Consider the following 26,901-nt stretch of genomic DNA (forward strand, 5'->3'; position numbering starts at 1 on the left):
GAATATCACGTTTGTTAATAACTATAATGAATTGCTATCAAATTTTTAAGAGCGTGATAATTGTGAAAACAAATAACTCCGGTTCGCGAGTCATCGCAACCTTAACAGTCCTGTTTGCGGTATTAACTGGGCTGTATTTACTCATTGGCGGGATATGGTTAGTGGCAATTGGTGGGTCATGGTATTACCCGATTGCCGGGGTGGTGATGTTAATCACCGCAGTGTTACTTTGGCAACGTAAAGCGCTGGCGCTGGGGATTTACGCCGCATTACTGCTTTGCACCGCGGCGTGGGGTGTCTGGGAAGTAGGTTTCGACTTCTGGGCATTAACACCACGTTTAGACGTACTGTTCTTCTTCGGCGTATGGCTGCTGCTGCCATTCGTTTATCGTCATCTGACTCTGCCTTCTTCGGGTGCCGCAGCAGCACTTGGCGCGGTGCTGGCAATTACCGTGGTGGTATTGGCCTGGGCCGTGTTTAACGATCCCCAAGAAATCAACGGTACGCTCAGTGCGGATGCGCAGGCTCCTGTGGCAGCAAGTTCCGCAATTCCTGATGCCGACTGGCCTGCATATGGCCGCAATCAGGAAGGACAGCGCTACTCTCCTCTAAAACAGATCAACGATAAAAATGTCGGTCAGCTTAAAGAAGCGTGGACTTTCCAGACTGGCGATGTGAAGCGCCCAACCGATCCGGGTGAAATCACTAACGAAGTCACCCCGATTAAAGTCCGCGATACGCTGTACCTGTGTACCGCTCACCAGCAACTGTTCGCGCTGGATGCGGCAACCGGTAAGCAGAAGTGGAAATTCGATCCGCGTCTGGATACCAATCCTTCGTTCCAGCATGTGACCTGCCGTGGTGTTTCTTACCACGAAGCAACGGCTGATAACGCGAGTGCGGATGTGGTTTCTGACTGCCCTCGTCGAATCATTCTTCCAGTGAATGATGGCCGTCTGTTTGCGATTAATGCCGATAACGGCCAGCTTTGCGAAAGCTTTGCTAACAAAGGCATTCTGAACCTGCAAACCAACATGCCGGTGACCACTCCAGGGATGTATGAACCGACATCACCACCGATTATCACCGATAAAGTGATCGTGATTGCCGGTGCAGTGACCGATAACTACTCCACTCGCGAGCCGTCTGGCGTGATCCGTGGTTTTGATGTCAACAGCGGCAAACTGCTGTGGGCATTCGACCCGGGAGCCAAAGACCCGAATACAATTCCAGGCGACGAGCACCATTTCAGCCTTAACTCGCCGAACTCCTGGGCACCTGCGGCCTATGACGCGAAGCTGGATTTAGTGTATCTGCCGATGGGTGTCACCACGCCAGATATTTGGGGTGGCAACCGCACACCGGAACAAGAGCGTTTTGCCAGCAGCATCGTGGCGCTGAACGCGACCACCGGCAAACTGGTGTGGTCTTATCAAACGGTGCACCACGACCTGTGGGATATGGACATGCCGTCGCAGCCAACGCTTGCCGATATTACCGTTAAAGGCGAAACCGTTCCGGTTATCTACGCGCCTGCGAAAACCGGCAACATCTTTGTGCTCGACCGTCGTGACGGTAAACTGGTTGTTCCGGCTCCGGAAAAACCAGTTCCACAAGGTGCGGCGAAAGGTGACTACGTGACGCCAACTCAGCCATTCTCGGATTTGAGTTTCCGTCCGAAGAAAGACCTGAGCGGTGCCGATATGTGGGGTGCGACCCTTTACGATCAAATGGTCTGCCGCATTATCTTCCACAACCTACGTTATGAAGGCATCTTCACGCCGCCTTCTGAGCAAGGCACGCTGGTGTTCCCGGGGAACCTGGGGATGTTCGAATGGGGTGGGATTTCAGTCGACCCTAACCGTCAGGTGGCGATTGCCAACCCAATGGCACTGCCGTTTGTTTCTAAACTGATGCCACGCGGGCCAGGTAACCCGATGGAGCCGCCAAAAGATGCTAAAGGCAGTGGTTCTGAATCCGGCATTCAGCCGCAGTACGGCGTACCATTTGGCGTGACGCTGAACCCGTTCCTTTCTCCGTTCGGCTTGCCGTGTAAGCAACCGGCCTGGGGTTACATCTCTGCGGTAGATTTGAAAACCAACGAAGTGGTGTGGAAAAAACGTATCGGGACAGTGCGCGACAGTTCGCCGCTTCCGCTGCCGTTTAAAATGGGGATGCCAATGCTGGGCGGCCCAATTTCTACCGCCGGGAATGTGTTGTTCATTGGCGCAACCGCAGATAACTACCTGCGTGCTTATAACATGAGCAACGGTGAAAAACTGTGGGAAGCGCGTCTGCCAGCCGGTGGCCAGGCAACGCCGATGACCTATGAAGTGAATGGCAAGCAGTACGTGGTGATTTCTGCAGGTGGCCACGGATCCTTCGGGACGAAGATGGGCGATTACATCGTCGCTTACGCTTTGCCGGACGTTAAATAAACCATTATCTCCCGGCAGGCAACCTGCCGGGAGATAATTTTATTCATAGGAGATAGTAAAAACAGCCTGCGAGGTAAAAGAACCCGGTCGGGTAGATTTACCATTTTTCTCTAATTGTGCGGTCAGATTTATAGTCGTTGAGCCAGTCATTGATACACTAAAGGTAGAAGAGCCATCCGGGACGACCGTTGAACTGCCGTTCTTAATTCGTAATGCTACGCCGGTGCTACCACTGGAAGTCGTCGTGGTATTTTTTAATAACTGGCTGCTATCTTCCCTGGAATTAGTATTAAGTTTGACCTTAACTTTTGTACCCACGCACTGAGTCATTTTAAGTGAAAAAGGTACGGGGTCCTTTCTATTCAAGTCATCCATATCATATTCACCAAGCGCTAGTGTATTTCCGCTAACGTTGGTACCTGCGACAACCGCAGTGCTACAGGTAGGAAAACTGTTTAGAAGATTAATACTAATTGCACTATTAGTAAGCACGTCCGTATTAAAATCACTCATTTGTAACGTCGTTAATCTTCCTGCTATTGGATGCGCAACCGTCTGGCCTGGAGCCCATTTGTAGTCAGGAGTTTGATAAATCCTCATGTAAATTCCATAGGTTTGACTATCTCTATCCCATGGGTACGATTCGCTGCCGAGATGCCCCCAGTTATTAGTTGCTCCAAGTGGCAAAGTCTGGTTGTTTCTTATACCGCCATCGCATCCATTACTTTTGTGGGCGCGACATATTATGGCCACCTCATAGACGATACCTGGAATAGTGGTTCTAAAGAAAGTTGAATAATTATTACTACCACCTGAGTCACCGGTATTGGTATCTTTAATGACAACATTCTGCGCATTGCCTGATATTTGATTAAAATACAGATACCCCCTGCCATTATAGCAGTCAGTATTAATAGCACTAGTCTCAGTAAGTGATATCCAACTTGGCGTCAGTCTCACATAGGGCGCATTATTGACACCTGTAAACTGATATACAGAAATGGTGTTCGAAGGTATTGTCACTGAATAAGGCGATTCAAATTGACAAAATGTTGCAGCGATAACTGGCGTACTGCATAAGATATAAAATGAAGACATTATCAGCAGTAACATTCTACCCACGGGTAGAATTTTCAGACATTGCAGGTTAATCATAAATTACACTCACCATAATATTCGAAGCCACTCTTCCAGCTGAAACGACTCCCGTATTCTGGTAACGGGCATAAAAGAGATAATCTGTTAAATACTCTGAAGATGTTTGATCCTGCACGTCATAAATAACATCGGAACTACCATCACTCTTCAAGACATTGGTATTTGTCAGCGCAGAGAAAATGACAACACCAACGTTCTCCGCACCGCCTGACGAAGGGGAAGCTTCATTAATAAAGACTTGTTTTGACTGCGCAGGAAATTGTTCCGAAACGGGTTTAAACTGAAAATGAAGGCGGTTTGCCTCACCCTGAACCCAGTCAACGCAGTCATCAACTGTAATTTTAAAAGGTTGCCCGCCTGCAGCATCTGTAGGAGACAACGGTGCTGGAGGATTGCCGCGTGGTGAAAAATAATCCCGACTCACCGTCGGCAAATGCACACTGCCATTATTTTCTACCGTCACATTACAGGTATTATTAATTATGTTGGCGTTGATATTCATATCCACACCAGCCTCGCACGCTAAAGAGGTGCCACTTGCTAAAATGAATAGTGCCAGGTACCTAAAAATAGCTCCACGAGACCGGTGGGATATCATAACCAAACCTTATTTGTAAGTGATAACAAAAGTAATCGGGACTTGGAAGGTACCGGCAGTAACCTCGTCAATTGAGCGCTCATTCCCAATCACCATTCTGGCATTCATAGCAACATCAAGCGTACTTCCAGAAATAGCAAGTTCCTGAGGGATGGAACGATCTTTACAGCTAAATTCTGTACCGCTGTCCGGCAGACCGCGCCATATCTCAACGGCAGTTGCTGCCGCAGTGCCCGTATAATTTGGATATGAGGTTCCATCGCCATTTAGGCCAGAGCACCCCCCGCCGCTAATTTGTGTGCTCACCATGGCACTCTTGACCCCAGAACAGCCGCTAAACGCTAACTTAAAATTCTCGACACGAGCCTTCGTCTGTAAATCAGATTTAAATACATCGCCGAAAGAAATAGTTGACGTAGCCGCTCCTGCACTATCCTTTATTTGAGCATTGCAAGTCCCCGCTTCTACAGTCGAGGTAAATGTTGCAGTCACACTATCCGTACCCGTAATAGCGTAAGCGGATGATATGGAAAATAGACTTGCAAACAGAGATAAGAAATAGATTTTTAGATTTATATTCTTCATGATCGCACTCCTTGATCTGAGCGAGAAAAATTATTCATAAGTGAAGTTAAATATTGCAGTGGCATTAAAAGCACCCGTTGTGACCTTCGTGGCATCCGTAGGCACAAGCTTTGCTAACAAATTAACTTTCTTAGCAGCTATTTCACTGGTAGTCCAAACCAAACGCTTAGCATCTACCGTTGAGTTAATAGTGAATGCCTCGCCACCTGAAGCTCTCGCTACTGAAACCCCAAGATAATCTGCCTTGTCAGTACTTGTAATACCATTGATGATTAATGTAGGGACAATTCCAGATTGAGTGCCAGTTATAGTGGTTTTTATTACTGCCAGGCTCGATGGGCATGTCACGATATCCAGTGAAAAGGGAACCGAAACGCTGGCGTCACCGGATAATATCTTATCTAAAGATGTTTTCCCTGAATTACCAATGGCAATAGTATTATTTTGATTATTTCCCGTGCCACCGGTAATGCGCATATCACACGTAGTTTCCCGAATATTCGCAGTAAAATTGACAGTCAGATCTGTAGCATAAATGTTACTGGATAATATTCCACATGAAACACATAGTAATTTTGCTATCGATGAATTTGACCTCATTGAACTCCTCCTTGATTATAATAAATAACTACCTATTATTAATTCACATGACAACTTTGGTTAGTTAATACCGTGGTTAAACCGATTGTTTGCGCATTCGCAGGGATCTGATAATTTACTGTGCATTGTTCTTCAGACTTGTTTCCCCAGCGAATCGTTAATCGTCCTGCGTCATTAATACCCCTGACAAACGCACGTCCCGCCTGGCCCACGCTACCTACAACATTATTATTTTCATCATAGACATCAGCCCCCAACGGAATAAAACCTTTATCATTACGAATGAGTTCAAGAAGTACCGAGCGCCCCTCTTCAGTGGCAAAATCAACACGCACGACAGCACCATCACGCGGAATAGCAGTGGTACTGGTGTTCATAATTGCCACATCATTTTCCAGAGTATCAATATTCAACCCAATGGTATTTTCACGATATGGCGAAAGATAAGGCACCACCGCGTAACCATGCCCATCGATTTCTCCATCACCGTTGGTCATTTTTGCGCCTTTCGCCCCTTTGGCTTTTACCAAAGCGATCGTACTTGTTGTGCCTATGTTTCCGGGTGAAAAGGTTATTCCACCTGAATGAATAACGACACCACCGCTATTGCCAAATGAAGCTTGTTGTCCACTGTGATCATTTATAGAAGCAGACACGCTTATAGGTCCATAGGCACTATTGTAACTGCCATAACCACCAATCTGAGTTAAATCCTGAGACTCCGACAATGTTGAAGATGCATTCACACTATAGTTATAGCGGTTGTCTGCAGAATTACCCGATGCAGAAACATCAGCCTGAGAATTCCCTTTAAAATCACTGCTGATGGAAGCATTCATGTTATTGAACCCTCCTTTGCGAATATCATGTCCGGGTAGATTACCAAACGGAATACTTAAACCTATATACGCACGGTCATCTTCTTCACCATTGACGTTATAAGCACGCTGCAACGAGAGATTATAGCTCACCCAGCTAAATGAATTGCTATAACCAAATGAATACTGTGACGTTGTTTTACTATTATTCCAGTAATCTTCCCAACTCCCGGTTAAATAAACGGAACCGTAGTTATTATCTCCGGCTTGCAGCAGTTGGTTGATACTCACCTGGACTTGGTTTTTCTGTCGATCAAAATTGTTCCAGCTGTTTTCATTTCCATCAGCATTATTAGTACTATCGATATCATTATTTAAACTACTTGCATCACTTAAACTAAGGTAGTCCGTCGTTGAGAACCGATATGCGGTAACGTTGAACGAGGTATCGGTCATTTCCAGCAGTTTACTAAATGTAAGACGATAGCTCTGCCCCTGCAGTGTTCCAACAGTTTCGATATCCGCCTGCGACTGTGTTACATCTAATGCTATTGCGCCGAAAGAAGTATTTACCGCCACACCGAGTAAAGCAGCGAAATAATCAGTATCCGTGAATTCAATACCGGTATAGCCGGTTAAAAGATTATTGATCCCATAATATCCGGAAGCCACAACGACTTTAGGTTTGTTACCGGGAGTCTCATCATTGAGTTCACCCAGGCCAAAATCCCAACGCGCAGTACCCGGACGCAACATTTGAGTAACCGAAGAGAAGGGGATAGAAAAGCTACGTTTGCTACCATCGGCCTCTTCAACTGTTACATCAAGATCGCTACCAGAACCCGATGGATTCAGGTCATCGATAGCGAAGGGGCCTGGCGGTACAGTGGTTTCGTAAATGGTATTGCCACTCTGGCGCACGGTAACCTTGGCATTGCTGTTAGCCACCCCGCGTACTACTGGTACATAGCTTTCTTCCCCACCAGGTTGCATACGGGTATCGCTGTATAAACGGATCCCTCGCAAACTCACTGAATCGAAAGTATCCCCGCTGGTAAAGGTATCACCGATAACAAACTGAGATTTCAGTGACGGAATATCACGCTGGACATAAATATCCTGGCTTTCATATCCGCTGCCATTATCTTTCGACCAATTAGCCGAACCACGAGATCGAAAACGCCATGCCCCCAGGTTCACACCATAATTAAGCCCCATATAAGCGCTTTGAGCCATGTCGCCATCATTGTTGGAGGTATATGCATTCAGATCGTAAGAGAGCATGGCCGCGTTGACGCCGCTATCCCACAAAGAAGGATCGATATACCCTTTTGGGCGCTTAAGAACATATATTTGTGGCAACGAAATATCCAGTCGTTGCTCTTCGCTGGCAAAGCTGACATGAGAACCAGAATAAATTGCACTTAAGTCGTAACAGGTCGCCTGCTCGGAGGAAGCATCCTCTTCTTCCGCAACAAACTTAATAGTAGAGGTGTCTATTCCTAACTGAGACAATAGCAACTGAGTAATACAGGGTGAAGCAATATCAGTACCATTGGCTTTGAATGTGATTTTCCCATTATATTTTGCAGCGTTATTAACATATACGACAACACTGTAAACGCCAGGTAATACCGGGTTCCCGTGAGAGAAACGGCTGACATCCACCTTGCCACTGCTGTCTGTGTTAAAGAGAAATTGATCGTTGAACTCAACACCGTCTTCTGAAGAAGATATTTGTTCGTGATTCTCTTCCGCATAAATAGGTACTGATAATAAAGTACCTATTAAAAATAACGGACTATAGTATCTCGTTAAGCCACGCACGATAGCACACATCCATATTATGATAAACCAGGTCCACCTGAAAAGTTAGATATTCACTTCACGCTCAATGCTTCCGCCATAGTCATTTATTGCGCTATATTTTATTTTCCCACCAGAGGCGGTATTACTAAGATCCTTTATCTTAAAGGAAGCACTGCTACCTGGTGCTATAGCACTGGTATCAATGCTATATTTTTTATTGTTATTTAAATATGTAGCATCACTGAATGACACATAATATTGAGAGCTATTTTTTACTTCTGCATATACTCCCTGCGCATCTTTTCTTAATGACCATTGTAATTTCGTGGCCGCTTCTTCAGGAGTACCTTGTAAACCATCAGGACGATAGAACATTTTTATCCGTGTACGGAAAGCAAGTTGGACAATATTCTCACCATCTGTATTTTTAGCTTTAGGCGGTACTTCCAGTACGTTAAACCAAAAGAGACTTTCTTTATCCTTCGGTAACTCAGCCCCAAGAGAAGTAATCCTGATTGTCTGCCCTTTATTTGGATCAATACGTGAAACTGGTGGGGTGACTAAAAAAGGAAGCTTTAACTCCTGCGGATTCACAGAATCACGCCCATCATCCAGCCATGACTGGACAAGCAAAGGCTTTTGCCCACGATTATCGAGTTTAACCGAAACATCTTTCGCAGATTGCTGATAGATAATCCGGGTACCCGAAATAACAATATCGGCATAACAGTTAGAAGCCACAAACCAAGCGCTCAAGAAGACGACTAAAGAATATACTCTCTTGTAATTAATGAAGCTCATAATGATATACCGGTAAAATAAAGAATAATGAACCTGCCTTAATGGCAGGTTTAATAAATAACACTTTAGAATAAAATTTTATTCATAAGCCATCGTGAAAGTAACGTTGGTATTGACTTTACCTGGCACAACGGGATTGCTGGCTACGTTCCAGTCAGCACTGGGTACATAAGCGGCACGATAAGCAAATACACCTCTACCAGCATCCAGGGTGACCACCTGAGAAACATCAGTTGGGTCACCAATCTTAACCTGAGTGACATTACCTGAGGCGTTATTAAACAGCGCCACACTCACGTTTTGAGCAGCGCCAGAAACAGTGGAATCAGGCTTCAGAGTACCATTTGATAGCTCAGCAAATTGCTGTGAAGAGAATGAAATTGTTGCTTTAGTCAAAGACTCTTCACATTCGTTTAGCATCAGTTCAAATTCCTTCGAACCCACACCACCCGCAACAAGAGTTGAGCCTTCTACAGCCGCTTTAGTGACTACCGGCATTGAAATAGTTACGTTACTAGCATCAATTCCGTTGTTGGTCGTAATTTTACAAGTGGTACCTGTAACTGCACCATCGAGAGTAATCAGACCAAGATCTGTTGCATGGGCAGAAAATACCCCCATTGCCAATAGCAACGCAGAAACTTTAAATTTCATATAAACATCCCTTTAATTTAAAATTAATTATCTATTAATAATTCCAGTGACATAGGCATGAACTAATAATCGCAATATGCGTTAAATACATTTAACACAAGCGATCATTAGATATTTTATTGAAAATCTGCAAATGCCAGTAGAAAGATGGAGTATGTAGTCAAGGGAGGGTATACACAACACCTCATTATTGAAATAATATATTAAGTAATCGTTAACACACCATCCAGAGCACAACAAGATGAATAGCAGGTGTCGGGTAATGAAGTTTTATCTTTAATGAAAAATAAAAAGCCTGCATTTTTTCATGCAAGCTTTTATGAGGCAGAGTTTATTTAGAGAATATGAGAATTTACTTAACAGTAAATCCTAACATCATGCCAGTATCTTCATGTTCCAGCAGATGGCAGTGCGCCATATAGGCATGTTCCTGAGAGGCGGCATGTTCAAAACGTACTAATACTTCACTACGCCCGCCTTCGACACGAACCGTATCTTTCCAGCCCTGACGATGTGGAGCAACGGGCTGACCGTTTTCACTCAGGATGCGGAACTGCGTGCCATGAATGTGGAACGGATGCAGCATCATGTCGCCTTCACCAGAAATCGTCCATTTCTCGAATTTGCCTTTCTCGGCGGCAAACGCTGGGGTGTTCATATCAAATGCTTTGCCGTTAATCTTGTTGGCATTATGGAAGTCGAATCCTGAACCCTGTTTTCCGTGATTCATGCCACCATGGTTCATCATTCCATCCTTCATATGGCTCATGTTGCCCATATTACCCATATCGCCGTGTCCGGACATGCTCATGCCCGCCATTGCCTGCGGACCATATTTTTCCATCAACGCCTGCATACCCATCATGTCCAGCATCGGGTCCATCATCAGCTGTAGCCAACGCTCGGTAATACCTTCAATTTTCGGCAACGGCGGAACATCTGCTAGCTTGTCTGGCATTTCGCCAGAAGCCGCAATAATTAAAGGCTGGATGTGCACTATCGGCTGCGGTTTATCGAACGGGGCAACCGTCATGCCCATTTGTTTAACAGGCAGCGTGACAATATCAAACGCTTTGCCGTCGCGGGTATCGATCAGTACTTCGAAACGCTCGCCCATCAGCATAGAAAGTTCAGTGACTTTCACAGGCTCCGCTAATAAGCCGCCGTCGCTAGCTATCACGTAAAGCGGACGGTTATCACTAGCGGCAATATTGAGCGAACGCGCGTTACAGCCGTTCAACAGGCGTAAACGCAACCAGCCACGCGGGTTTGCGTGTTGCGGATACATCGCGCCATTACACAATAATGTATCGCCAAACCAGCCTACTGCCGCACTCATCACGTCCAGTTGATAGTCGATTTGCCCGTCAGCAGCGAAACGCTTGTCCTGAATGATCAGCGGCACGTCGTCGATGCCCCACTGTTTCGGTAAACGCAACGCACGGCTTTCGGCATCGTCGATTAACACCAGCCCCGCCAACCCCATCGCCACTTGATGGCCGGTTTTGCCATGCTGATGAGGATGGAACCAACATGTTGCAGCGCGTTGTTGCGGAGTAAATTTCACAGTGCGCTTGCCACCTGCGGCAATCACTCCTTGCGGCCCACCGTCGACATCGCCAGGCACTTCTAATCCATGCCAGTGCAGCGTGGTTTCTTCTGCGAGGTTATTATTAATCTCAACAGTGACTTCTTCGCCCTCATTTAACTGCAATGCTGGCCCCAACAAGTTACCGTTATAACCCCAGGTGGTAGCGGTTTTTCCGTTGAAAGTACTTTTACCCGCTTGCACCGTTAAACGGATGCTATTCTTTGCATCAGGGGTGAGAATTTGCGGGATCGGTAATACGGGTCTGTCAGCCGCCAGCGCAGCTTTACTCCAGAGCGGCAGTGCACTGAATGCACTGATGGCTGCAGAATATTTCAGAAAATCACGGCGATGCATATTCAATTCCTTTCTATTAGCAGGCTTGGGATTGAGCATAAACCTTACCCCAAGGGTAAGGTCAAATTTAAAGCGATGAATAATTCTCGTCGTGCCTCAATTAACTGTGTTAACGTTTCGTATCTAATAAAAAGTGGTAGAAGTGATGAAGATGGGTGTTAGGGCATTAATGCTGGGGTTATTGCTGGCTTTTTCCACCAGCAGTCAGGCACTTAGCGAGTCTGAAGCAGAAGATATGGCCGATCTTACTGCGGTATTTGTGTTCCTGAAAAATGATTGTGGCTACCAAAACCTGCCTAATGGACAAATTCGTCGCGCATTGGTCTTTTTTGCCCAGCAAAACCAGTGGGATTTGAGTAATTACGATACCTTCAATATGAAAGCATTGGGGGAAGATAGTTATCGCGATCTCAGCGGTATCGCCATTCCGACAGCAAACAAATGCAAATCCCTTGCCCGGGATTCATTGAGCTTGCTCGCCTACGTGAAGTAACCCGCCCTTCTCATTCTGGCTACTTTGAATCGAGTGCTCCCAAAAGTCGTTCAGCAAACTTTTGGGACACCGTATTGAAAAACAGGTTTAGCGCTTGTGAGAGATAAATTCCCGATAAGCGTTAACCACCTGCATAAAGTCCTCAACACCGCAAAAAGACAAACTTTCTTCGTCGTAGTAGTTCATCCCGTCTTCCATTTCATCACCAGTAATTTCCAGCTGATTGGCCCGGATAATCACCTCTTCACCGTCGAGCCACAACGTGTATTCGTGCCCGGTGCGTTGCCACTGACGCTCACTGCCTTTAACTGAGTTTGCTGCCTCTTCGACTTCATCGAGCAGGGCGAGATTATCTTTTACTTCTTCATTAAACCAATGACCCACCACTTCGTGACCCATCGACATACGCACTTTCACCAACCCGGTGACATCACGCAAAAATTCATATTCCATGGTGTTTTCCTCTACCCAGCCTGGGGAAATGCAGTACCCCTTAGCGTATAAGGTAATTATCGCAGCAAAACCGGCGAAAAACAGCGTGGTGGGCGTCAAACAGGGACTTTCTTTTGGTCGTTAAGGTTGAGCAAGGTATTTATTAACCACATCTGACTCAGTCTCGGTAAGGTCAAGCATTATGGGCAATTGACCTTTACGATAAAGCACAAGCTGCCAGTCAGATTCATTTTGCGGCTGCGAATGATTGGCATCGAAAATGACTTTGCGATTATCGGCTAAAGCAATAACAAAGCGGTGGCGATCGCTCTCTATAACGGGGACATGTAATGATTCAAAAAAGCTGCGGGCTTGCGAGGCATAAAACGCCCAGTCTTCCATTGTCGTGCTGTAATCTTGCGCTTCTGTTGAGTTTTCATCAGTAAATGTTTTCAATGGCGGGATAATCATGACGGCTGTCGTTTCTTTTAATTCCAGGGCATCCGGAGGTAAGGTGGACTGGGTAAATGGTTCATATTTTGTGACCATCGACGTAGAGATCACCGGCTGAGATTCAAATATTTTCCATTCGTCAGCAATTCCGCCTTCTTTATACAGCGGGATAATTTCCCCATCACCCCAGACAATTTCCATGTCTGTGTTATGCCATTTGGCATAAGGTTTGCTCTCCTGCATCGTCGCCACATTACTCGCAATGAAATCACATTGTGCGCAACCACGAACCTGACCATCGTCGTAAAAACCTATTAATCCGCCATTAGAAGCATAGAGATAACGCAGATTTATGGATTCAGCACTTGCGCTGAAACTCACCAATAAAGAGAGGCAAAAAATGAAAATTCCTTTCAACATTTATTTTATTTCCTTTAAACGAAAAAGATTATCCAATAACAATGGAGTGCGATGTTGTTGGCTTAATGCCAGAAATATATCACCGCCGACAGTGACTTTTTTGCCGATCAGACTTTTTAATGATTCCCGCTCTTCAGCCGTTAAAACCAACTGCAAATGCTGATTCCAGTCTGGGTTATGGCTATCCGCATCTCTCACACAGGTAAATGGGCTATCGGGTTTAAGGACCCAGAACACCTCACCACTATTATTTTTTTCCTCAAGAGTACCGGTTAGTGACACCGAATCGCCTTCCAGCACGCATCGTTGCTGGCTTTTCTTGATCTGAGCGGCGAGGAAGTCGTTAGTAAGAGCGTTATTGGCATTTTCGCACCATGACAGGGTTGTTTGCTGGCTCAATACCGCAGGCTCGGCAACCCATTTTTCTCCAGCGCCTTTCTTGAGGAGTGTTTCCAGGTGACTCTCATCATAATCGTAGGAGCTGCGGGCTTCACCGCTGGCATCTCCACAAAAGTAAGCATAGTCATTGGTGGCACACAGGCGCTTCACAACAAATTTTACCGCGGGAATATCACCATTTAATACGCGTTGATTGCTGTCGCCGATGTAGCTTTCACGTAACCCATCCAGAATTTCCTTTCTGAGCGGGGCGGATTTTTCCACCGGCTGGCAGATGTTCTCCCGATGTAGATCCCCAGCAATTTGTTGACGGTTAATATCGTCTTTTAGTTCCGATTTCATATCATCAGCAAATGAATTACCAACAATCATAAATATAAAAAATAAATAAAGTCGCATTATCATTCCATCGATAAAAAAGAGATGAAGATTATAATAGGTACTATTCCGCCCACAGGGAATCTCATTTTAATGCCGCGTTTAATCATCATGCTTACCCTACTACTGGCAACTTCCGCTAACGTCTTTGCTAATGATAGCGCCTTTGGAGATATCAATGGTTCTATCCAATTGTTAAAACAAAATGATATCAGTATGGCGAAAGAACGCCTGCTTATCGGAACCGACCGTATTAATGTCGATTACGTTTTTATCAACCACAGTACGCAAGACATTACTGTCCCGGTGAGCTTCCCAATGCCGAGGGTGGTGCTGTTTGAACCCTCTGACCATTCTGCTGGCATTCTGAATTTTAAGTTGAGTGTAGACGGCAAACCCGTGGCGACGGAGTCCCGCTGGGTGGTCACGCTCATTGATGAAAAGGGAAATATAAAAGAAGACATCACCGAGAAAGTCACTCAGGCGGGCTGGAGCGTGGAGGACTTAATTAAGGTTTTCAATACCGACTCTCCGGTTGACTCACTCCCTGAGGAGCTACCACCTTTACCTGCGCAATGGGTAAAAGATGGGATGCCACAGTTTACTATTCAACAGCATTTTGTCTGGCAGCAGCGCTTCCCGGCGCAGAAAGAAGTGGTTATCCATCATTCCTATACTCCCAGCCTCTCCGGTGGCGTGCCAACAACCCTCGGCTGGATTTTGGGCGACGGGACAAAAGATAATCCAGGCAACGAATGCCTGACTGATGCCAGCCGTAAGCAGGTGCAGCAACTGAATAAACATTCACAAAAAGGTGAAGAAGAAGGCCAAATCAGCTGGCAAGAGCTTCAATATGTCCTGACGACAGGGGCGAACTGGAAAGATGGTGTGATCGGTGATTTCACGCTACGTATTCATAAAGATGCGCCGCAAGATGTTGTCGTACCCTGCTTTAAATACCCGCTGACGCAGATTGATGACACAACCTTTGAATTCCACCAAAAAGACTTCAAACCGGCACAAGATCTGGAAATGACGTTCTATTCAGAACTGTCCTGGTAACAGAAAAGGGAGACCCTCACCCCAGCCCTCCCCCTGAGGGAGAGGGTGAACACAAAGTGAGGGTATGTGGCATTTAAACAGCAGTCTGGAAAATCACGCCGTCTGCCTTCTCGGTGTACTGAGAAAGTTTGTCGAAGTTCAGGTAACGGTAGGTATCCACAGCGGTCTTATCGACTTGTGCCATGAAGGTCTGGTACTCGTCAGGCGTTGGCAGTTTGCCAAGCAGTGAAGCCACTGCGGCAAGTTCTGCGGAAGCCAGGAATACATTCGCACCAGTACCCAAACGGTTCGGGAAGTTACGGGTCGATGTTGAAACCACGGTTGAACCGTCCGCCACACGCGCCTGGTTACCCATGCACAGTGAACAGCCAGGGATTTCAATACGCGCACCGCTCTTACCAAACACGCTGTAGTAGCCTTCCTCAGTTAACTGAGCGGCATCCATACGCGTTGGTGGCGCAACCCACAGGCGAGTTGGCAACTGGCCTTTGTGGCTATCCAGCAGTTTACCTGCCGCACGGAAGTGGCCAATGTTGGTCATGCAAGAACCGATGAATACTTCATCGATTTTCTCGCCAGCCACATCAGACAGCAGACGTGCATCGTCAGGATCGTTTGGCGCACAAAGAATTGGCTCTTTGATATCGTTCAGATCGATTTCGATGATCTCTGCGTATTCCGCATCAGCATCGGCTTCGAGCAACTGAGGATCTGCCAGCCATTTTTCCATGCCCTGGATACGGCGCTCAAGCGTACGACGATCGCCGTAACCTTCGGCGATCATCCACTTCAGCAGCACGATGTTTGAGCTCAGATACTCTTCGATCGGCTCGCGATCAAGCTTGATGGTACAGCCGGCAGCAGAACGTTCAGCGGAAGCATCGGTCAGCTCAAACGCTTGTTCAACTTTAAGCGTAGGCAGGCCTTCGATTTCCAGGATGCGACCAGAGAAGATGTTTTTCTTACCTTTCTTCTCAACGGTCAGCAGACCTTGTTTAATCGCATACAGCGGGATCGCGTGAACCAGGTCCCGCAGAGTGATCCCCGGCTGCATTTTGCCTTTGAAGCGCACCAGCACCGACTCAGGCATATCGAGTGGCATCACGCCGGTTGCCGCAGCAAACGCCACCAGACCAGAACCCGCAGGGAAGGAAATACCAATTGGGAAACGAGTATGGGAGTCACCGCCAGTCCCGACGGTATCCGGCAGCAGCATACGGTTCAGCCAGGAGTGGATAACACCATCGCCAGGGCGCAGCGACACGCCGCCACGGTTCATGATGAAGTCCGGCAGCGTGTGGTGAGTGTTCACATCCACCGGCTTAGGATAAGCAGCAGTGTGGCAGAAAGACTGCATCACCAAATCAGCAGAGAAGCCCAGGCATGCGAGGTCTTTGAGTTCATCACGGGTCATTGGACCGGTGGTGTCCTGAGAACCTACAGAAGTCATTTTTGGTTCGCAGTACTGATTCGGGCGAATACCTTCCACGCCACAGGCGCGGCCAACCATTTTCTGCGCCAGCGAGAAGCCGCGCGTGCTTGCTACGACGTCTTTCGCCTGCACGAACACTTCGCTGCGTGGCAGATCCAACGCTTCACGTGCTTTAGTTGTCAGACCGCGACCGATGATCAACGGAATACGTCCACCAGCACGAACTTCGTCCAGCAGCACGTCAGTTTTCAGCTCGAAATTAGCGATAACATCGTTGGTTTCGTGGTTACGCACTTCGCCTTTGTATGGATAGATGTCGATAACATCGCCCATGTTCAGGTCGTTGACGTCAACTTCGATTGGCAGCGCACCAGCATCTTCCATAGTGTTGAAGAAAATTGGCGCGATTTTGCCACCCAGCACCACACCGCCGCCGCGCTTGTTCGGCACGTTCGGGATATCGTCGCCCATAAACCACAGCACGGAGTTGGTTGCAGATTTACGCGAAGAACCCGTGCCCACAACGTCGCCCACATAGGCCAGCGGGAAACCTTTTTTGTTTAACGCTTCGATCTGTTTGATCGGGCCAACGCTACCAGGTTGATCCGGCTCGATACCTTCACGGGCGTTTTTCAGCATCGCTAACGCGTGCAGAGGGATATCCGGGCGTGACCAGGCATCAGGTGCCGGTGACAGGTCATCGGTGTTGGTTTCACCAGTGACTTTAAATACGGTAACGGTGATTTTCTCAGCCAGTTTAGGACGAGACAAGAACCACTCGGCATCAGCCCAGGATTTCAGTACTTGTTGTGCATGGGTGTTACCGGCTTTTGCTTTCTCTTCTACATCGTAGAAGTTATCAAACATCAGCAGCGTGTGGGACAGCGCTTTGGCTGCAATCGCGGCCAGCTTTTCGTTATCCAGCGCGTCAATCAGCGGATGAATGTTGTAGCCGCCTTGCATGGTGCCAAGCAGTTCTACAGCTTTTTCAGGAGAGATTAGCGGGGAAGTGGCTTCGCCTTTAGTCAGGGCAGCCAGAAAACCAGCTTTAACATAGGCGGCTTCATCAACGCCTGGCGGAACACGATTAGTAATAAGATCTAAAAGGAATTCTTCTTCACCCGCTGGCGGGGTTTTCAGCAGCTCGACCAGTGCGGCCATTTGGGATGCTTCTAAAGGTTTTGGAACAATCCCATCTGCAGCACGTTCGGCTACGTGCTTACGGTATTCTTCTAGCACGACGGTTCTCCTCGCTCTCATTGTCATTTCGGTTCCGGCTATTCTCTTCACGCTCCTGTGAGACAGCAGTTTGTAGGGTAAATGCCCGGTACCGCGACGGGCAGCATAGCAGGATTTTCAGGGGGTGTTAATCCGTTTACAAAAAAGCAACATTAAATACTTGCTGAATCGTTAAGGGCAAAATATTACTTTTCGATATGACCTTCGGGCACAAAAAAACCGCCTTTGGATACCTGTTTTGTACAGAATTTGTATAGCCAGAAATAATATTTCACGGTTTCGTACTACATTTACGGCAAGAATCACCGTTTAAGACAAAAATTAAACTATCAGCTCCATATACTCACCCAGACACAGCCGCCTCCCGGCATAGCTCTCTAATTCACGGGTATCCTTCTGAATACCAGGAGAAGTTAAATGAAGTTGCCATTCAAGCCTCATATTTTTGCCCTTGTAGGGAGTGCTGTCATTTTAGCGGCATCCGGCATGCTATTTGTGAAAAGCCAATCCACGGAGGCGGCATCATCTCCGCCAGCTCCGGTTGCACAACCTGCAACGCCTGCTCCTGTGGCGGCACCCGCAGCACCCGTAGCAGGGGCGACAGCACCGCTAACCAATGCACCTACATTTACTACTGCCCAAATCGACCAATGGGTTGCGCCTGTTGCGCTATTCCCTGACCCGCTTCTATCGCAAGTGCTAATGGCGTCAACCTATCCGGCGAACGTCGTTCAGGCGGTGCAATGGTCCCATGACAACCCGAAGCTACAAGGTGATGCCGCCGTTCAGGCTGTCTCAAATCAACCCTGGGATCCGAGTGTAAAATCTCTGGTCGCTTTCCCGCAATTAACAGCGCTGATGGGTGAAAATCCGCAATGGGTGCAAAATCTGGGTGATGCGTTCCTCGCACAACCTAAAGATGTCATGGATTCCGTGCAGAAATTGCGTTTGATGGCGGAACAGACGGGTACTCTGAAAACCACTCCGCAACAAACGGTGACCACTACCCCTGTTACGGTAAACCAGAATACGACGGTTCAAGAGCCATCCACTACCAGCGCAGCTCCGGCTCAGGTTATAAAAATCGAACCCACTAATCCGGAGGTCGTTTATGTTCCTACTTACAACCCAACGACCGCGTACGGTACCTGGCCAAATACCGCTTATCCGCCTGTCTATCTTCCACCTCCCGAAGATCAGTTCGGTGACAACTTTGTTGATGGGCTCGGATTTGGCCTTGGTATCGTGACCACTGCGGCTTTATTTGGCAGCATCGACTGGGATGATGACGATTACGATGGTTATCATGGTGGTGGTGGTGGCTATAACCGTAATGGGGACAACAACATTAATATTGACGTTGACCGTTACAACCGCGTTTCCGGGCAGCAACTGGCCAAGGGCAGCAATGTGCGCTTCCAGCATAACCCAGCCTACAGGGATGGGGTTGGCTATCAGTCCAACGCAGTATCTCAACGATATAACCGGACTAATACTGCAGGTGGGCTGAGCGCAACGCCTAATGCCGCAACAGTCAACCGTGATGCCCAGCGGCAAGCGGCCAGGACGCAAATGCAGCAGACTCAACGGAAAGACGCAGGCACAGCAGCACAGCGCACTACCCGCGACGCTCAGCGTCAGGCATCTTCCCAACAAGTGAACAAAATTGCTCAGCGCAATAATTATCGGGGTTACGACAGCCCTAACACTGACGCACGCCGTAACGCCGCGAAGACTCAGGCCAACCGTTCAACGAATCAACAAACACAGCGTCGTCAGGAAGCAGCCAGAACCCAGACGCGAGAAACCCAGAATCGGGCCACGACCAATACCAGGCCACGTCAGCAACAAACGAGGTCTGCCTTAAGCGGTAACGACAGCCGTTCCCCTTCCTGGCAGGCGCAGAACCAGCGTGGCCAGCAAAGTCTTAACCGCTCATCAGCTAACCGTGAGCAACGGAGCCCTTCCAGAGAACGTAGTTCTGGGCATCGTGAAGTTAATCGCCGTTAAAAGGAGGCATCATGAAAAATCGTATGAAGTTATGTGCATTAGTAATGCTTATGCTGCCTGCCTTTGTTCAGGCACAGCAGTTGTTCACTACACCTGAACTGGCAGCCACCTCATTTGCCGACGCTGTCATTAGTCAGGATGAAGCCGCACTGACCAAGGTGCTGGGTGATAACTGGCGGCAGTATCTTCCCGATGACAAAGCCGATCCTGAAGCAGTGGCTCGTTTTGTTCGTGACTGGAAAGTGAGCCATAACATTGAGCAGAAAGGTGAAACTGCGCATCTGAATGTTGGGCATGAAAACTGGCAATTGCCTATCCCGATAGTAAAAACCGATGCGGGCTGGCACTTCGATATGCAGCAGGCGGCGGATGAAATTCTCACGCGCACTATTGGCCTTAACGAGCTTTCCGCAATTCAGGCGATAGACGCCTATGTCGCGGCACAGGAAGATTATTATCAGCTCAATCAGCAATATGCCCAGAAATTTGTCAGCAGCGAAGGTAAGAAGGATGGATTGTACTGGCCACTCACACCGGGTGAATCTCCCAGCCCTCTCGGCCCAAGCTTCAGTCCTGAGCATCCTGGCATGGGCTATCACGGATATCACTTCCGCATTCTTACAGCTCAAGGGGCAGACGCTGCGGGTGGTGAGAAAAACTATATTTCAGACGGGAAAATGGCAGCTGGCTTTGCGTTAATTGCCTGGCCTGTGGAGTATGGGGAAACCGGTATCACCACCTTTATGGTCGATAACCAGGGGGTGATTTATCAGAAGGATCTCGGTGAGCAAACGGCTGAAAAAGTGAAAGAGATAAAACAGTTCAACCCGGATAAAAGCTGGGAAGAAGACCAATAGTAACCCAATAAAAAAGCGGCCAAGGCCGCTTTTTTATTACCATCAAGCGCTTACTTCTTTTTCTTCGCTTTCGGGTTTGGCAGGTCGGTAATGCTACCTTCGAAGATCTCGGCAGCCAGACCTACAGACTCGTGTAGAGTCGGGTGCGCGTGGATAGTGAGCGCGATGTCTTCTGCGTCACAACCCATTTCGATAGCCAAACCAATTTCGCCCAACAGCTCGCCGCCGTTAGTCCCGACAATCGCACCACCGATAACACGGTGAGTTTCTTTGTCGAAAATCAGTTTGGTCATACCGTCTGCGCAATCGGAAGCGATAGCACGGCCAGAAGCAGCCCACGGGAAGGTGGCGGTTTCGTAGCTGATGCCTTTTTCTTTCGCTTCTTTCTCGGTCAGACCAACCCATGCAACTTCTGGTTCGGTATAAGCGATTGAAGGAATCACTTTCGGGTCGAAGTAGTGCTTCATACCAGCGATAACTTCAGCGGCAACGTGACCTTCGTGAACACCTTTGTGCGCAAGCATTGGCTGGCCGACGATGTCGCCGATAGCGTAGATGTGCGGCACGTTAGTGCGCATTTGCTTGTCAGTGCGGATGAAGCCACGCTCATCAACTTCAACGCCAGCAGCACCTGCATCCAGCAGCTTACCGTTAGGTACGCGGCCGATTGCCACCAGAACCGCATCGTAACGCTGTGGTTCAGCTGGGGCTTTTTTGCCTTCCATGGTGACGTAGATGCCATCTTCTTTGGCTTCAACCGCAGTCACTTTGGTTTCCAGCATCAGGTTGAATTGCTTGCTGATACGCTTGGTGAAGACTTTAACCACGTCTTTGTCGGCAGCAGGGATAACCTGGTCGAACATTTCAACCACGTCAATCTCTGAGCCCAGCGCATGGTACACAGTACCCATTTCCAGACCGATGATACCGCCACCCATAACCAGCATGCGTTTTGGTACGGATTTCAGTTCCAGTGCGTCGGTAGAATCCCATACGCGTGGATCTTCATGCGGAATGAATGGCAATTGAATCGGACGAGAACCCGCCGCGATAATTGCGTTATCAAAAGTGATAGTTGTTGGACCATTCTCACCTTCAACAACCAGGGTGTTAGCGCCGGTAAATTTACCCAGGCCATTCACCACTTTAACTTTACGACCTTTTGCCATACCGGACAGGCCACCAGTCAACTGGTTGATAACCTTTTCTTTCCAGGTACGAATTTTGTCGATGTCAGTTTTCGGCTCACCGAAAACAATGCCGTGCTCAGCCAAAGCTTTTGCTTCTTCGATAACTTTAGCAACGTGCAGCAGGGCTTTAGAAGGGATACAGCCAACGTTCAGACAAACACCACCGAGGGTGCTGTAACGCTCTACAATGACGGTCTCCAGACCTAAATCAGCGCAACGGAATGCAGCAGAATAACCTGCCGGGCCTGCCCCAAGTACGACGACCTGAGTTTTGATTTCAGTACTCATCATGACCTCTTAATTTATTTCCGGCGGTCCCTGGTCTTTAACGCCCATCGCCACCGGGACGTTCTATCCGCACGCAGTTTACAAAATTGTTAACAATTTTGAAACAACAAACGGCAAACGAATTGTCCTTTGCATCAGATAATCTCGAACTGCATCACGAGATTACCAGAAAAAAGCCGACCGCAAGGCCGGCTTTTTGGCTTACATCACCAGACGGCGAATGTCGGCCAGCATATTGTTGATGATGGTGATAAAGCGCGCACCATCAGCACCGTCAATCACGCGGTGGTCGAAGGAAAGAGACATCGGCATCATCAGACGCGGCGTGAACTCTTTACCATTCCAGACCGGCTCGATAGCAGACTTGGAGACACCGAGGATTGCCACTTCTGGCGCATTAACGATTGGCGCGAAGTGAGTCGTCCCGATACCACCCAGGCTTGAGATAGTGAAGCAACCGCCCTGCATTTCGCCAGCAGTCAGCTTGCCATCGCGAGCTTTCTTAGAGATAGCCATCAGTTCGCGAGACAGCTCGCTGATGCTCTTCTTGTTCACGTCTTTGAAGACTGGAACAACCAGGCCGTTTGGCGTATCAACCGCAACACCGACGTTGATGTATTTTTTCAGCGTCAGCTTCTGACCGTCTTCGGACAGGGAGCTGTTGAAGCGAGGCATTTGCTCAAGAGCGGCAGCCACGGCTTTCATGATGAACACAACAGGTGTGAACTTCACGTCCAGCTTGCGCTTAGCCGCTTCATCGTTCTGCTGTTTGCGGAACGCTTCAAGGTCAGTGATGTCGGTTTTGTCGAAGTGCGTAACATGCGGGATCATTACCCAGTTACGGCTCAGGTTCGCACCAGAGATTTTCTGGATACGGCCCAGTTCAACTTCTTCGATTTCGCCGAACTTGCTGAAATCAATTTTCGGCCATGGCAGCATGCCTGGCAGACCGCCGCCAGTTGCAGCTGCTGGTGCTGTTTCAGCACGTTTAACCGCGTCTTTCACGTAAGCCTGAACGTCTTCGCGCAGGATACGACCTTTACGGCCAGTCCCTTTCACTTTCGCCAGGTTCACACCAAACTCACGCGCCAGACGGCGAATCAGTGGGGTGGCGTGAATGTATGCGTCGTTTTCAGCGAATTCAGTTTTGCCGGAAGCCTGAGCTGGTGCAGCAGCCGGTTTCTGAGCCGCAGGAGCCGGAGCAGCTGCTTCTTGCTTAGCGGCAGGAGCTGGTGCAGCGCCTTCCACTTCAAAGACCATAATCAGAGAACCGGTAGACACTTTGTCGCCAGTTTTGATTTTGATTTCTTTGACAACGCCTGCGAACGGAGCCGGGACTTCCATAGAGGCTTTGTCGCCTTCTACGGTGATCAGTGATTGTTCAGCGGCAACTTTATCGCCCACTTTAACCATCACTTCAGTCACTTCAACTTCGTCACCGCCGATGTCTGGCACGTTCACTTCTTTCGAGCCAGATGCCGCTGGTGCTGCTGCCGGAGCCGCTTCAGCTTTGGTTTCTGTGGCAGCAGGTGCAGCACCCGCTACTTCGAAGACCATAATCAGAGAACCGGTAGACACTTTGTCGCCAGTGTTGATTTTGATTTCTTTGACAACGCCTGCGAACGGAGCCGGGACTTCCATAGAAGCTTTGTCACCTTCAACGGTGATAAGAGATTGCTCTGCTTCTACTTTGTCGCCCACTTTAACCATGATCTCGGTAACTTCTACTTCGTCACCGCCGATGTCTGGCACGTTCACTTCTTTAGCTGCAGCTGCTGCCGGAGCGGCTGCTGGCGCTGCTTCTTTCTTCTCTTCAGCCGGAGCTGGTGCAGCTGGCGCTGCACCTTCGGCGGATTCGAAAATCATAACCAGTTTGCCGGTTTCAACTTTGTCACCCACCGCAACTTTGATCTCTTTGACCACGCCTGCTTGCGGAGAAGGGACTTCCATTGAAGCCTTGTCACCTTCCACGGAGATGATGGACTGGTCAACTTCAACCTTGTCGCCCACTTTCACCATGATTTCGGTAACTTCAACTTCGTCTGCACCGATGTCCGGTACCTTGATTTCGATAGCCATTTTATTCTTTACCTCTTATGCCAGACGCGGGTTGACTTTATCTGCATCGATGTTGAATTTGGTGATAGCGTCAGCCACCACTTTCTTATCGATTTCGCCACGTTTAGCCAGTTCGCCAAGTGCTGCAACAACCACATAAGATGCGTCCACTTCGAAGTGGTGACGCAGGTTTTCGCGGCTGTCTGAGCGACCGAAGCCATCAGTACCCAGTACGCGGTAATCGCTTGCCGGGATGAAGTTACGGATCTGTTCAGCGAACAGTTTCATATAGTCAGTAGATGCCACTGCTGGTGCATCGCTCATTACCTGAGCAACGTACGGTACACGTGGTTCAGCAGTTGGGTGCAGCATGTTCCAGCGCTCACAATCCTGGCCATCACGAGCCAGTTCAGTGAAGGAAGTTACGCTGAATACATCAGAGCCAACGCCGTAATCTTTAGCCAGGATCTGTGCCGCTTCACGTACGTGACGCAGGATGGAACCCGAGCCCATCAGCTGAACTTTACCTTTGCTACCTTCAACTGTTTCCAGTTTGTAGATACCTTTACGGATGCCTTCTTCCGCGCCTTCTGGCATGGCTGGCATGTGGTAGTTTTCGTTCAGCGTAGTGATGTAGTAGTAAATGTTCTCTTGCGCTTCACCGTACATACGCACCAGGCCGTCATGCATGATGACTGCAACTTCGTATGCGTAAGATGGATCGTAAGAGATACAGTTAGGGATAGTCAGAGACTGAATATGGCTGTGGCCATCTTCGTGCTGCAGACCTTCACCGTTCAGCGTCGTACGACCAGAAGTACCACCGACCAGGAAGCCACGCGCCTGTTGGTCACCCGCTGCCCAGCACAGGTCGCCAATACGTTGGAAACCGAACATGGAGTAGTAGATGTAGAACGGGATCATTGGCAGATCGTTGGTGCTGTAAGAAGTCGCAGCAGCCAGCCAGGAAGAACCTGCGCCCAGCTCGTTGATACCTTCTTGCAGGATCTGGCCTTTCTCGTCTTCTTTGTAGTATGCAACCTGCTCACGGTCCTGCGGGGTGTACTGCTGGCCGTTCGGGCTGTAAATACCAATCTGACGGAACAGACCTTCCATACCGAAAGTACGCGCTTCATCGGCAATGATTGGAACCAGACGGTCTTTGATAGACGGGTTCTTCAGCATTACGTTCAGGGCACGAACGAAAGCGATAGTGGTGGAGATTTCTTTGTTCTGCTCTTCTAACAGAGAGCTGAAGTCAGCCAGGGTAGGCAGTTCCAGTTTCTCGGTGAATTTTGGCAGACGAGTCGGCAGGTAGCCGTTCAGTTTTTCACGCTGGCCATGCAGATATTTGTACTCTTCGCTGCCTTCTTCGAACTTGATGTATGGCAGTTTTTCAATTTCGGCATCGGTCACTGGCACATTGAAACGGTCGCGAACATAACGCACGCCGTCCATGTTCATTTTCTTAACCTGGTGAGCGATGTTTTTACCTTCGGCAGTTTCACCCATGCCATAACCTTTAACGGTATGAGCCAGGATGACAGTTGCTTTGCCTTTGGTTTCTTGTGCATTTTTCAGTGCAGCGTAGATTTTCTTAGGATCGTGGCCGCCACGGTTCAGTGCCCAAATCTCATCGTCGGACATATCTTTAACCAGTGCAGCAGTTTCAGGATAACGACCGAAGAAGTGCTCACGTACGTAAGCGCCGTTTTTGGATTTGAAGGTCTGGTAGTCACCGTCAACGGTTTCGCCCATCAGCTGCAGCAGTTTACCGCTGGTATCTTTACGCAGCAGCGCATCCCAACGAGAACCCCAAATCACTTTAATCACGTTCCAGCCAGCACCCGCGAAGATACCTTCCAGTTCGTTAATGATTTTGCCGTTACCGGTTACTGGGCCATCCAGACGCTGGAGGTTACAGTTGATGATGAAGCACAGGTTGTCCAGCTTCTCACGGGTTGCGATAGTGATCGCACCTTTGGATTCTGGCTCATCCATTTCACCATCGCCCAGGAACGCGTAAACGCGCTGTGCGGAAGTGTCTTTCAGACCACGGTGTTCCAGGTATTTCTGGAATTTAGCCTGATAGATAGCACCGATTGGACCCAGACCCATAGATACGGTCGGGAACTGCCAGAATTCAGGCATCAATTTCGGGTGCGGATAAGAGGACAGACCATTACCGTGAACTTCCTGACGGAAATTGTTCATCTGGTCTTCAGTCAGACGGCCTTCAAGGAAAGCACGTGCATAGACGCCTGGGGAGATGTGGCCCTGGAAGTACACCAGATCGCCGCCATCTTTCGCATTGCGTGCGCGGAAGAAGTGGTTGAAACACACGTCATACACGGTTGCAGAGGACTGGAAAGAAGACATATGGCCGCCCAGATCGAGGTCTTTTTTAGACGCACGCAGGACGGTCATGATGGCGTTCCAACGGATAGCAGAACGAATACGGCGTTCCAGCTCCAGATTCCCCGGGTATTCCGGTTCATCTTCAACGGCGATGGAGTTTACGTACTGGCGGGCAGCAGAACCTGCTGCGATTTTTACTCCACCTTTACGGGCTTCGCTCAGTAACTGATCGATCAGGTACTGTGCGCGCTCAACACCTTCTTCACGGATGACCGATTCGATCGCCTGTTGCCAGTCGCGAGTTTCGATCGGATCCACGTCATTTGGGAAACGTTCTGACATGGGTGGTATTCCTTATCTGTGTCTAATACGTTGATTATCTGGAACCTGTCCCATTGTGCTTTTTGCCCTTCATATTTCGGGTTG

At 48.4% G+C, this 26,901-nt stretch carries 20 protein-coding genes; 5 read left to right on the top strand and 15 right to left on the bottom strand.

Going from position 1 to position 26,901, the window contains the following annotated elements; translation table 11 throughout:
- Positions 1-26: 26 nt before the first annotated feature.
- Complete coding sequence (locus tag MES37_RS00355) at positions 27-2,438, top strand: glucose/quinate/shikimate family membrane-bound PQQ-dependent dehydrogenase (RefSeq protein WP_269811528.1); 2,412 nt, start codon at positions 27-29, stop codon at positions 2,436-2,438.
- Positions 2,439-2,477: 39 nt separating this feature from the next.
- Here the strand turns inward: MES37_RS00355 and MES37_RS00360 are convergent, their stop codons facing one another.
- The 8 genes from MES37_RS00360 to cueO all read right to left on the bottom strand — a co-directional run bounded on the left by MES37_RS00360 (position 2,478) and on the right by cueO (position 11,406).
- Complete coding sequence (locus tag MES37_RS00360) at positions 2,478-3,593, bottom strand: fimbrial protein (protein WP_083963169.1); 1,116 nt, start codon at positions 3,591-3,593, stop codon at positions 2,478-2,480.
- Positions 3,586-4,098, bottom strand: coding sequence for a fimbrial-like protein (locus MES37_RS00365; RefSeq protein ID WP_237929867.1), 513 nt, complete (start codon positions 4,096-4,098; stop codon positions 3,586-3,588). The genes MES37_RS00360 and MES37_RS00365 overlap by 8 nt, the downstream gene beginning before the upstream one ends.
- 105 nt (positions 4,099-4,203) lie before the next feature.
- Positions 4,204-4,779 (bottom strand): fimbrial protein, encoded by a 576-nt coding sequence (locus MES37_RS00370; RefSeq protein ID WP_133523126.1) that lies wholly within the window; start codon positions 4,777-4,779, stop codon positions 4,204-4,206.
- Positions 4,780-4,809: 30 nt separating this feature from the next.
- Positions 4,810-5,379 carry a fimbrial protein gene (locus tag MES37_RS00375; protein ID WP_273693525.1) on the bottom strand — a complete coding sequence of 190 codons (570 nt, stop codon included), beginning with the start codon at positions 5,377-5,379 and terminating at the stop codon, positions 4,810-4,812.
- A 38-nt stretch (positions 5,380-5,417) separates the two neighbouring features.
- Complete coding sequence (locus MES37_RS00380) at positions 5,418-8,024, bottom strand: outer membrane usher protein (RefSeq protein WP_237929889.1); 2,607 nt, start codon at positions 8,022-8,024, stop codon at positions 5,418-5,420.
- Positions 8,025-8,069: 45 nt separating this feature from the next.
- Entirely contained in the window at positions 8,070-8,807 is a 738-nt protein-coding gene (locus MES37_RS00385) for a fimbrial chaperone (protein WP_064539864.1), read from the bottom strand.
- A gap of 78 nt (positions 8,808-8,885) precedes the next feature.
- On the bottom strand, positions 8,886-9,461 hold the full coding sequence (locus tag MES37_RS00390; RefSeq protein ID WP_064539866.1) for a fimbrial protein: 576 nt from the start codon (positions 9,459-9,461) through the stop codon (positions 8,886-8,888).
- Between the two features lie 352 nt (positions 9,462-9,813).
- Positions 9,814-11,406: a multicopper oxidase CueO gene (cueO, locus tag MES37_RS00395; RefSeq protein ID WP_237929890.1), complete on the bottom strand. Its 1,593-nt coding sequence runs from the start codon at positions 11,404-11,406 to the stop codon at positions 9,814-9,816.
- A gap of 145 nt (positions 11,407-11,551) precedes the next feature.
- Here cueO and MES37_RS00400 point away from each other — a divergent pair, with 145 nt between their 5' ends.
- Positions 11,552-11,899: a YacC family pilotin-like protein gene (locus MES37_RS00400; protein WP_064539870.1), complete on the top strand. Its 348-nt coding sequence runs from the start codon at positions 11,552-11,554 to the stop codon at positions 11,897-11,899.
- Positions 11,900-11,986: 87 nt separating this feature from the next.
- On the opposite strand, the gene yacL is transcribed toward MES37_RS00400, so the two are convergent.
- From yacL to MES37_RS00415, 3 genes are all read right to left on the bottom strand, one after another.
- On the bottom strand, positions 11,987-12,352 hold the full coding sequence (gene yacL, locus MES37_RS00405; RefSeq protein WP_133523128.1) for a protein YacL: 366 nt from the start codon (positions 12,350-12,352) through the stop codon (positions 11,987-11,989).
- A gap of 120 nt (positions 12,353-12,472) precedes the next feature.
- Positions 12,473-13,204, bottom strand: a complete 732-nt coding sequence (locus tag MES37_RS00410; RefSeq protein WP_237929891.1) for a hypothetical protein — start codon at positions 13,202-13,204, stop codon at positions 12,473-12,475.
- Complete coding sequence (locus tag MES37_RS00415; RefSeq protein WP_237929892.1) at positions 13,205-14,002, bottom strand: DUF4431 domain-containing protein; 798 nt, start codon at positions 14,000-14,002, stop codon at positions 13,205-13,207.
- A 72-nt stretch (positions 14,003-14,074) separates the two neighbouring features.
- Here MES37_RS00415 and MES37_RS00420 point away from each other — a divergent pair, with 72 nt between their 5' ends.
- A complete protein-coding gene (locus tag MES37_RS00420; RefSeq protein ID WP_237929893.1) occupies positions 14,075-15,043 on the top strand; it encodes a DUF4424 family protein in 969 nt (322 codons plus the stop codon).
- 73 nt (positions 15,044-15,116) lie between these two features.
- Here MES37_RS00420 and acnB read toward each other — a convergent pair whose 3' ends face one another.
- A complete protein-coding gene (gene acnB / locus MES37_RS00425) occupies positions 15,117-17,714 on the bottom strand; it encodes a bifunctional aconitate hydratase 2/2-methylisocitrate dehydratase (RefSeq protein ID WP_237929894.1) in 2,598 nt (865 codons plus the stop codon).
- Positions 17,715-18,131: 417 nt separating this feature from the next.
- Between acnB and MES37_RS00430 the strand changes: the two genes are divergently transcribed.
- Both MES37_RS00430 and MES37_RS00435 read left to right on the top strand, forming a co-directional pair.
- Positions 18,132-19,724, top strand: coding sequence for a DUF3300 domain-containing protein (locus MES37_RS00430; RefSeq protein ID WP_064539876.1), 1,593 nt, complete (start codon positions 18,132-18,134; stop codon positions 19,722-19,724).
- 11 nt (positions 19,725-19,735) lie between these two features.
- Positions 19,736-20,581, top strand: a complete 846-nt coding sequence (locus tag MES37_RS00435; protein WP_121814294.1) for a DUF2950 domain-containing protein — start codon at positions 19,736-19,738, stop codon at positions 20,579-20,581.
- A gap of 50 nt (positions 20,582-20,631) precedes the next feature.
- On the opposite strand, the gene lpdA is transcribed toward MES37_RS00435, so the two are convergent.
- From lpdA to aceE, 3 genes are all read right to left on the bottom strand, one after another.
- Positions 20,632-22,059, bottom strand: a complete 1,428-nt coding sequence (lpdA, locus tag MES37_RS00440; protein WP_064540238.1) for a dihydrolipoyl dehydrogenase — start codon at positions 22,057-22,059, stop codon at positions 20,632-20,634.
- A 201-nt stretch (positions 22,060-22,260) separates the two neighbouring features.
- Positions 22,261-24,138 (bottom strand): pyruvate dehydrogenase complex dihydrolipoyllysine-residue acetyltransferase, encoded by a 1,878-nt coding sequence (gene aceF, locus MES37_RS00445; protein WP_064539880.1) that lies wholly within the window; start codon positions 24,136-24,138, stop codon positions 22,261-22,263.
- Positions 24,139-24,153: 15 nt separating this feature from the next.
- Positions 24,154-26,817 (bottom strand): pyruvate dehydrogenase (acetyl-transferring), homodimeric type, encoded by a 2,664-nt coding sequence (aceE, locus tag MES37_RS00450; protein WP_237929895.1) that lies wholly within the window; start codon positions 26,815-26,817, stop codon positions 24,154-24,156.
- Positions 26,818-26,901: the final 84 nt, after the last annotated feature.

This window comes from Buttiauxella sp. S19-1 (genome assembly GCF_022134725.1).
Taxonomy (GTDB): Bacteria; Pseudomonadota; Gammaproteobacteria; order Enterobacterales; family Enterobacteriaceae; genus Buttiauxella; species Buttiauxella ferragutiae.

Bases quoted from the DNA above. Each gene is read 5' to 3' on its own strand.
- MES37_RS00365 (WP_237929867.1), bottom strand. From the start codon at position 4,098: ATGAATATCAACGCCAACATAATTAATAATACCTGTAATGTGACGGTA.
- aceF (WP_064539880.1), bottom strand. From the start codon at position 24,138: ATGGCTATCGAAATCAAGGTACCGGACATCGGTGCAGACGAAGTTGAA.
- cueO (WP_237929890.1), bottom strand. From the start codon at position 11,406: ATGCATCGCCGTGATTTTCTGAAATATTCTGCAGCCATCAGTGCATTC.
- MES37_RS00435 (WP_121814294.1), top strand. From the start codon at position 19,736: ATGAAAAATCGTATGAAGTTATGTGCATTAGTAATGCTTATGCTGCCT.
- MES37_RS00420 (WP_237929893.1), top strand. From the start codon at position 14,075: ATGCCGCGTTTAATCATCATGCTTACCCTACTACTGGCAACTTCCGCT.
- MES37_RS00400 (WP_064539870.1), top strand. From the start codon at position 11,552: ATGAAGATGGGTGTTAGGGCATTAATGCTGGGGTTATTGCTGGCTTTT.
- MES37_RS00370 (WP_133523126.1), bottom strand. From the start codon at position 4,779: ATGAAGAATATAAATCTAAAAATCTATTTCTTATCTCTGTTTGCAAGT.
- MES37_RS00385 (WP_064539864.1), bottom strand. From the start codon at position 8,807: ATGAGCTTCATTAATTACAAGAGAGTATATTCTTTAGTCGTCTTCTTG.
- MES37_RS00360 (WP_083963169.1), bottom strand. From the start codon at position 3,593: ATGATTAACCTGCAATGTCTGAAAATTCTACCCGTGGGTAGAATGTTA.
- MES37_RS00390 (WP_064539866.1), bottom strand. From the start codon at position 9,461: ATGAAATTTAAAGTTTCTGCGTTGCTATTGGCAATGGGGGTATTTTCT.
- aceE (WP_237929895.1), bottom strand. From the start codon at position 26,817: ATGTCAGAACGTTTCCCAAATGACGTGGATCCGATCGAAACTCGCGAC.
- MES37_RS00355 (WP_269811528.1), top strand. From the start codon at position 27: ATGAATTGCTATCAAATTTTTAAGAGCGTGATAATTGTGAAAACAAAT.
- yacL (WP_133523128.1), bottom strand. From the start codon at position 12,352: ATGGAATATGAATTTTTGCGTGATGTCACCGGGTTGGTGAAAGTGCGT.
- MES37_RS00410 (WP_237929891.1), bottom strand. From the start codon at position 13,204: ATGTTGAAAGGAATTTTCATTTTTTGCCTCTCTTTATTGGTGAGTTTC.
- MES37_RS00430 (WP_064539876.1), top strand. From the start codon at position 18,132: ATGAAGTTGCCATTCAAGCCTCATATTTTTGCCCTTGTAGGGAGTGCT.
- lpdA (WP_064540238.1), bottom strand. From the start codon at position 22,059: ATGAGTACTGAAATCAAAACTCAGGTCGTCGTACTTGGGGCAGGCCCG.
- MES37_RS00415 (WP_237929892.1), bottom strand. From the start codon at position 14,002: ATGCGACTTTATTTATTTTTTATATTTATGATTGTTGGTAATTCATTT.
- MES37_RS00375 (WP_273693525.1), bottom strand. From the start codon at position 5,379: ATGAGGTCAAATTCATCGATAGCAAAATTACTATGTGTTTCATGTGGA.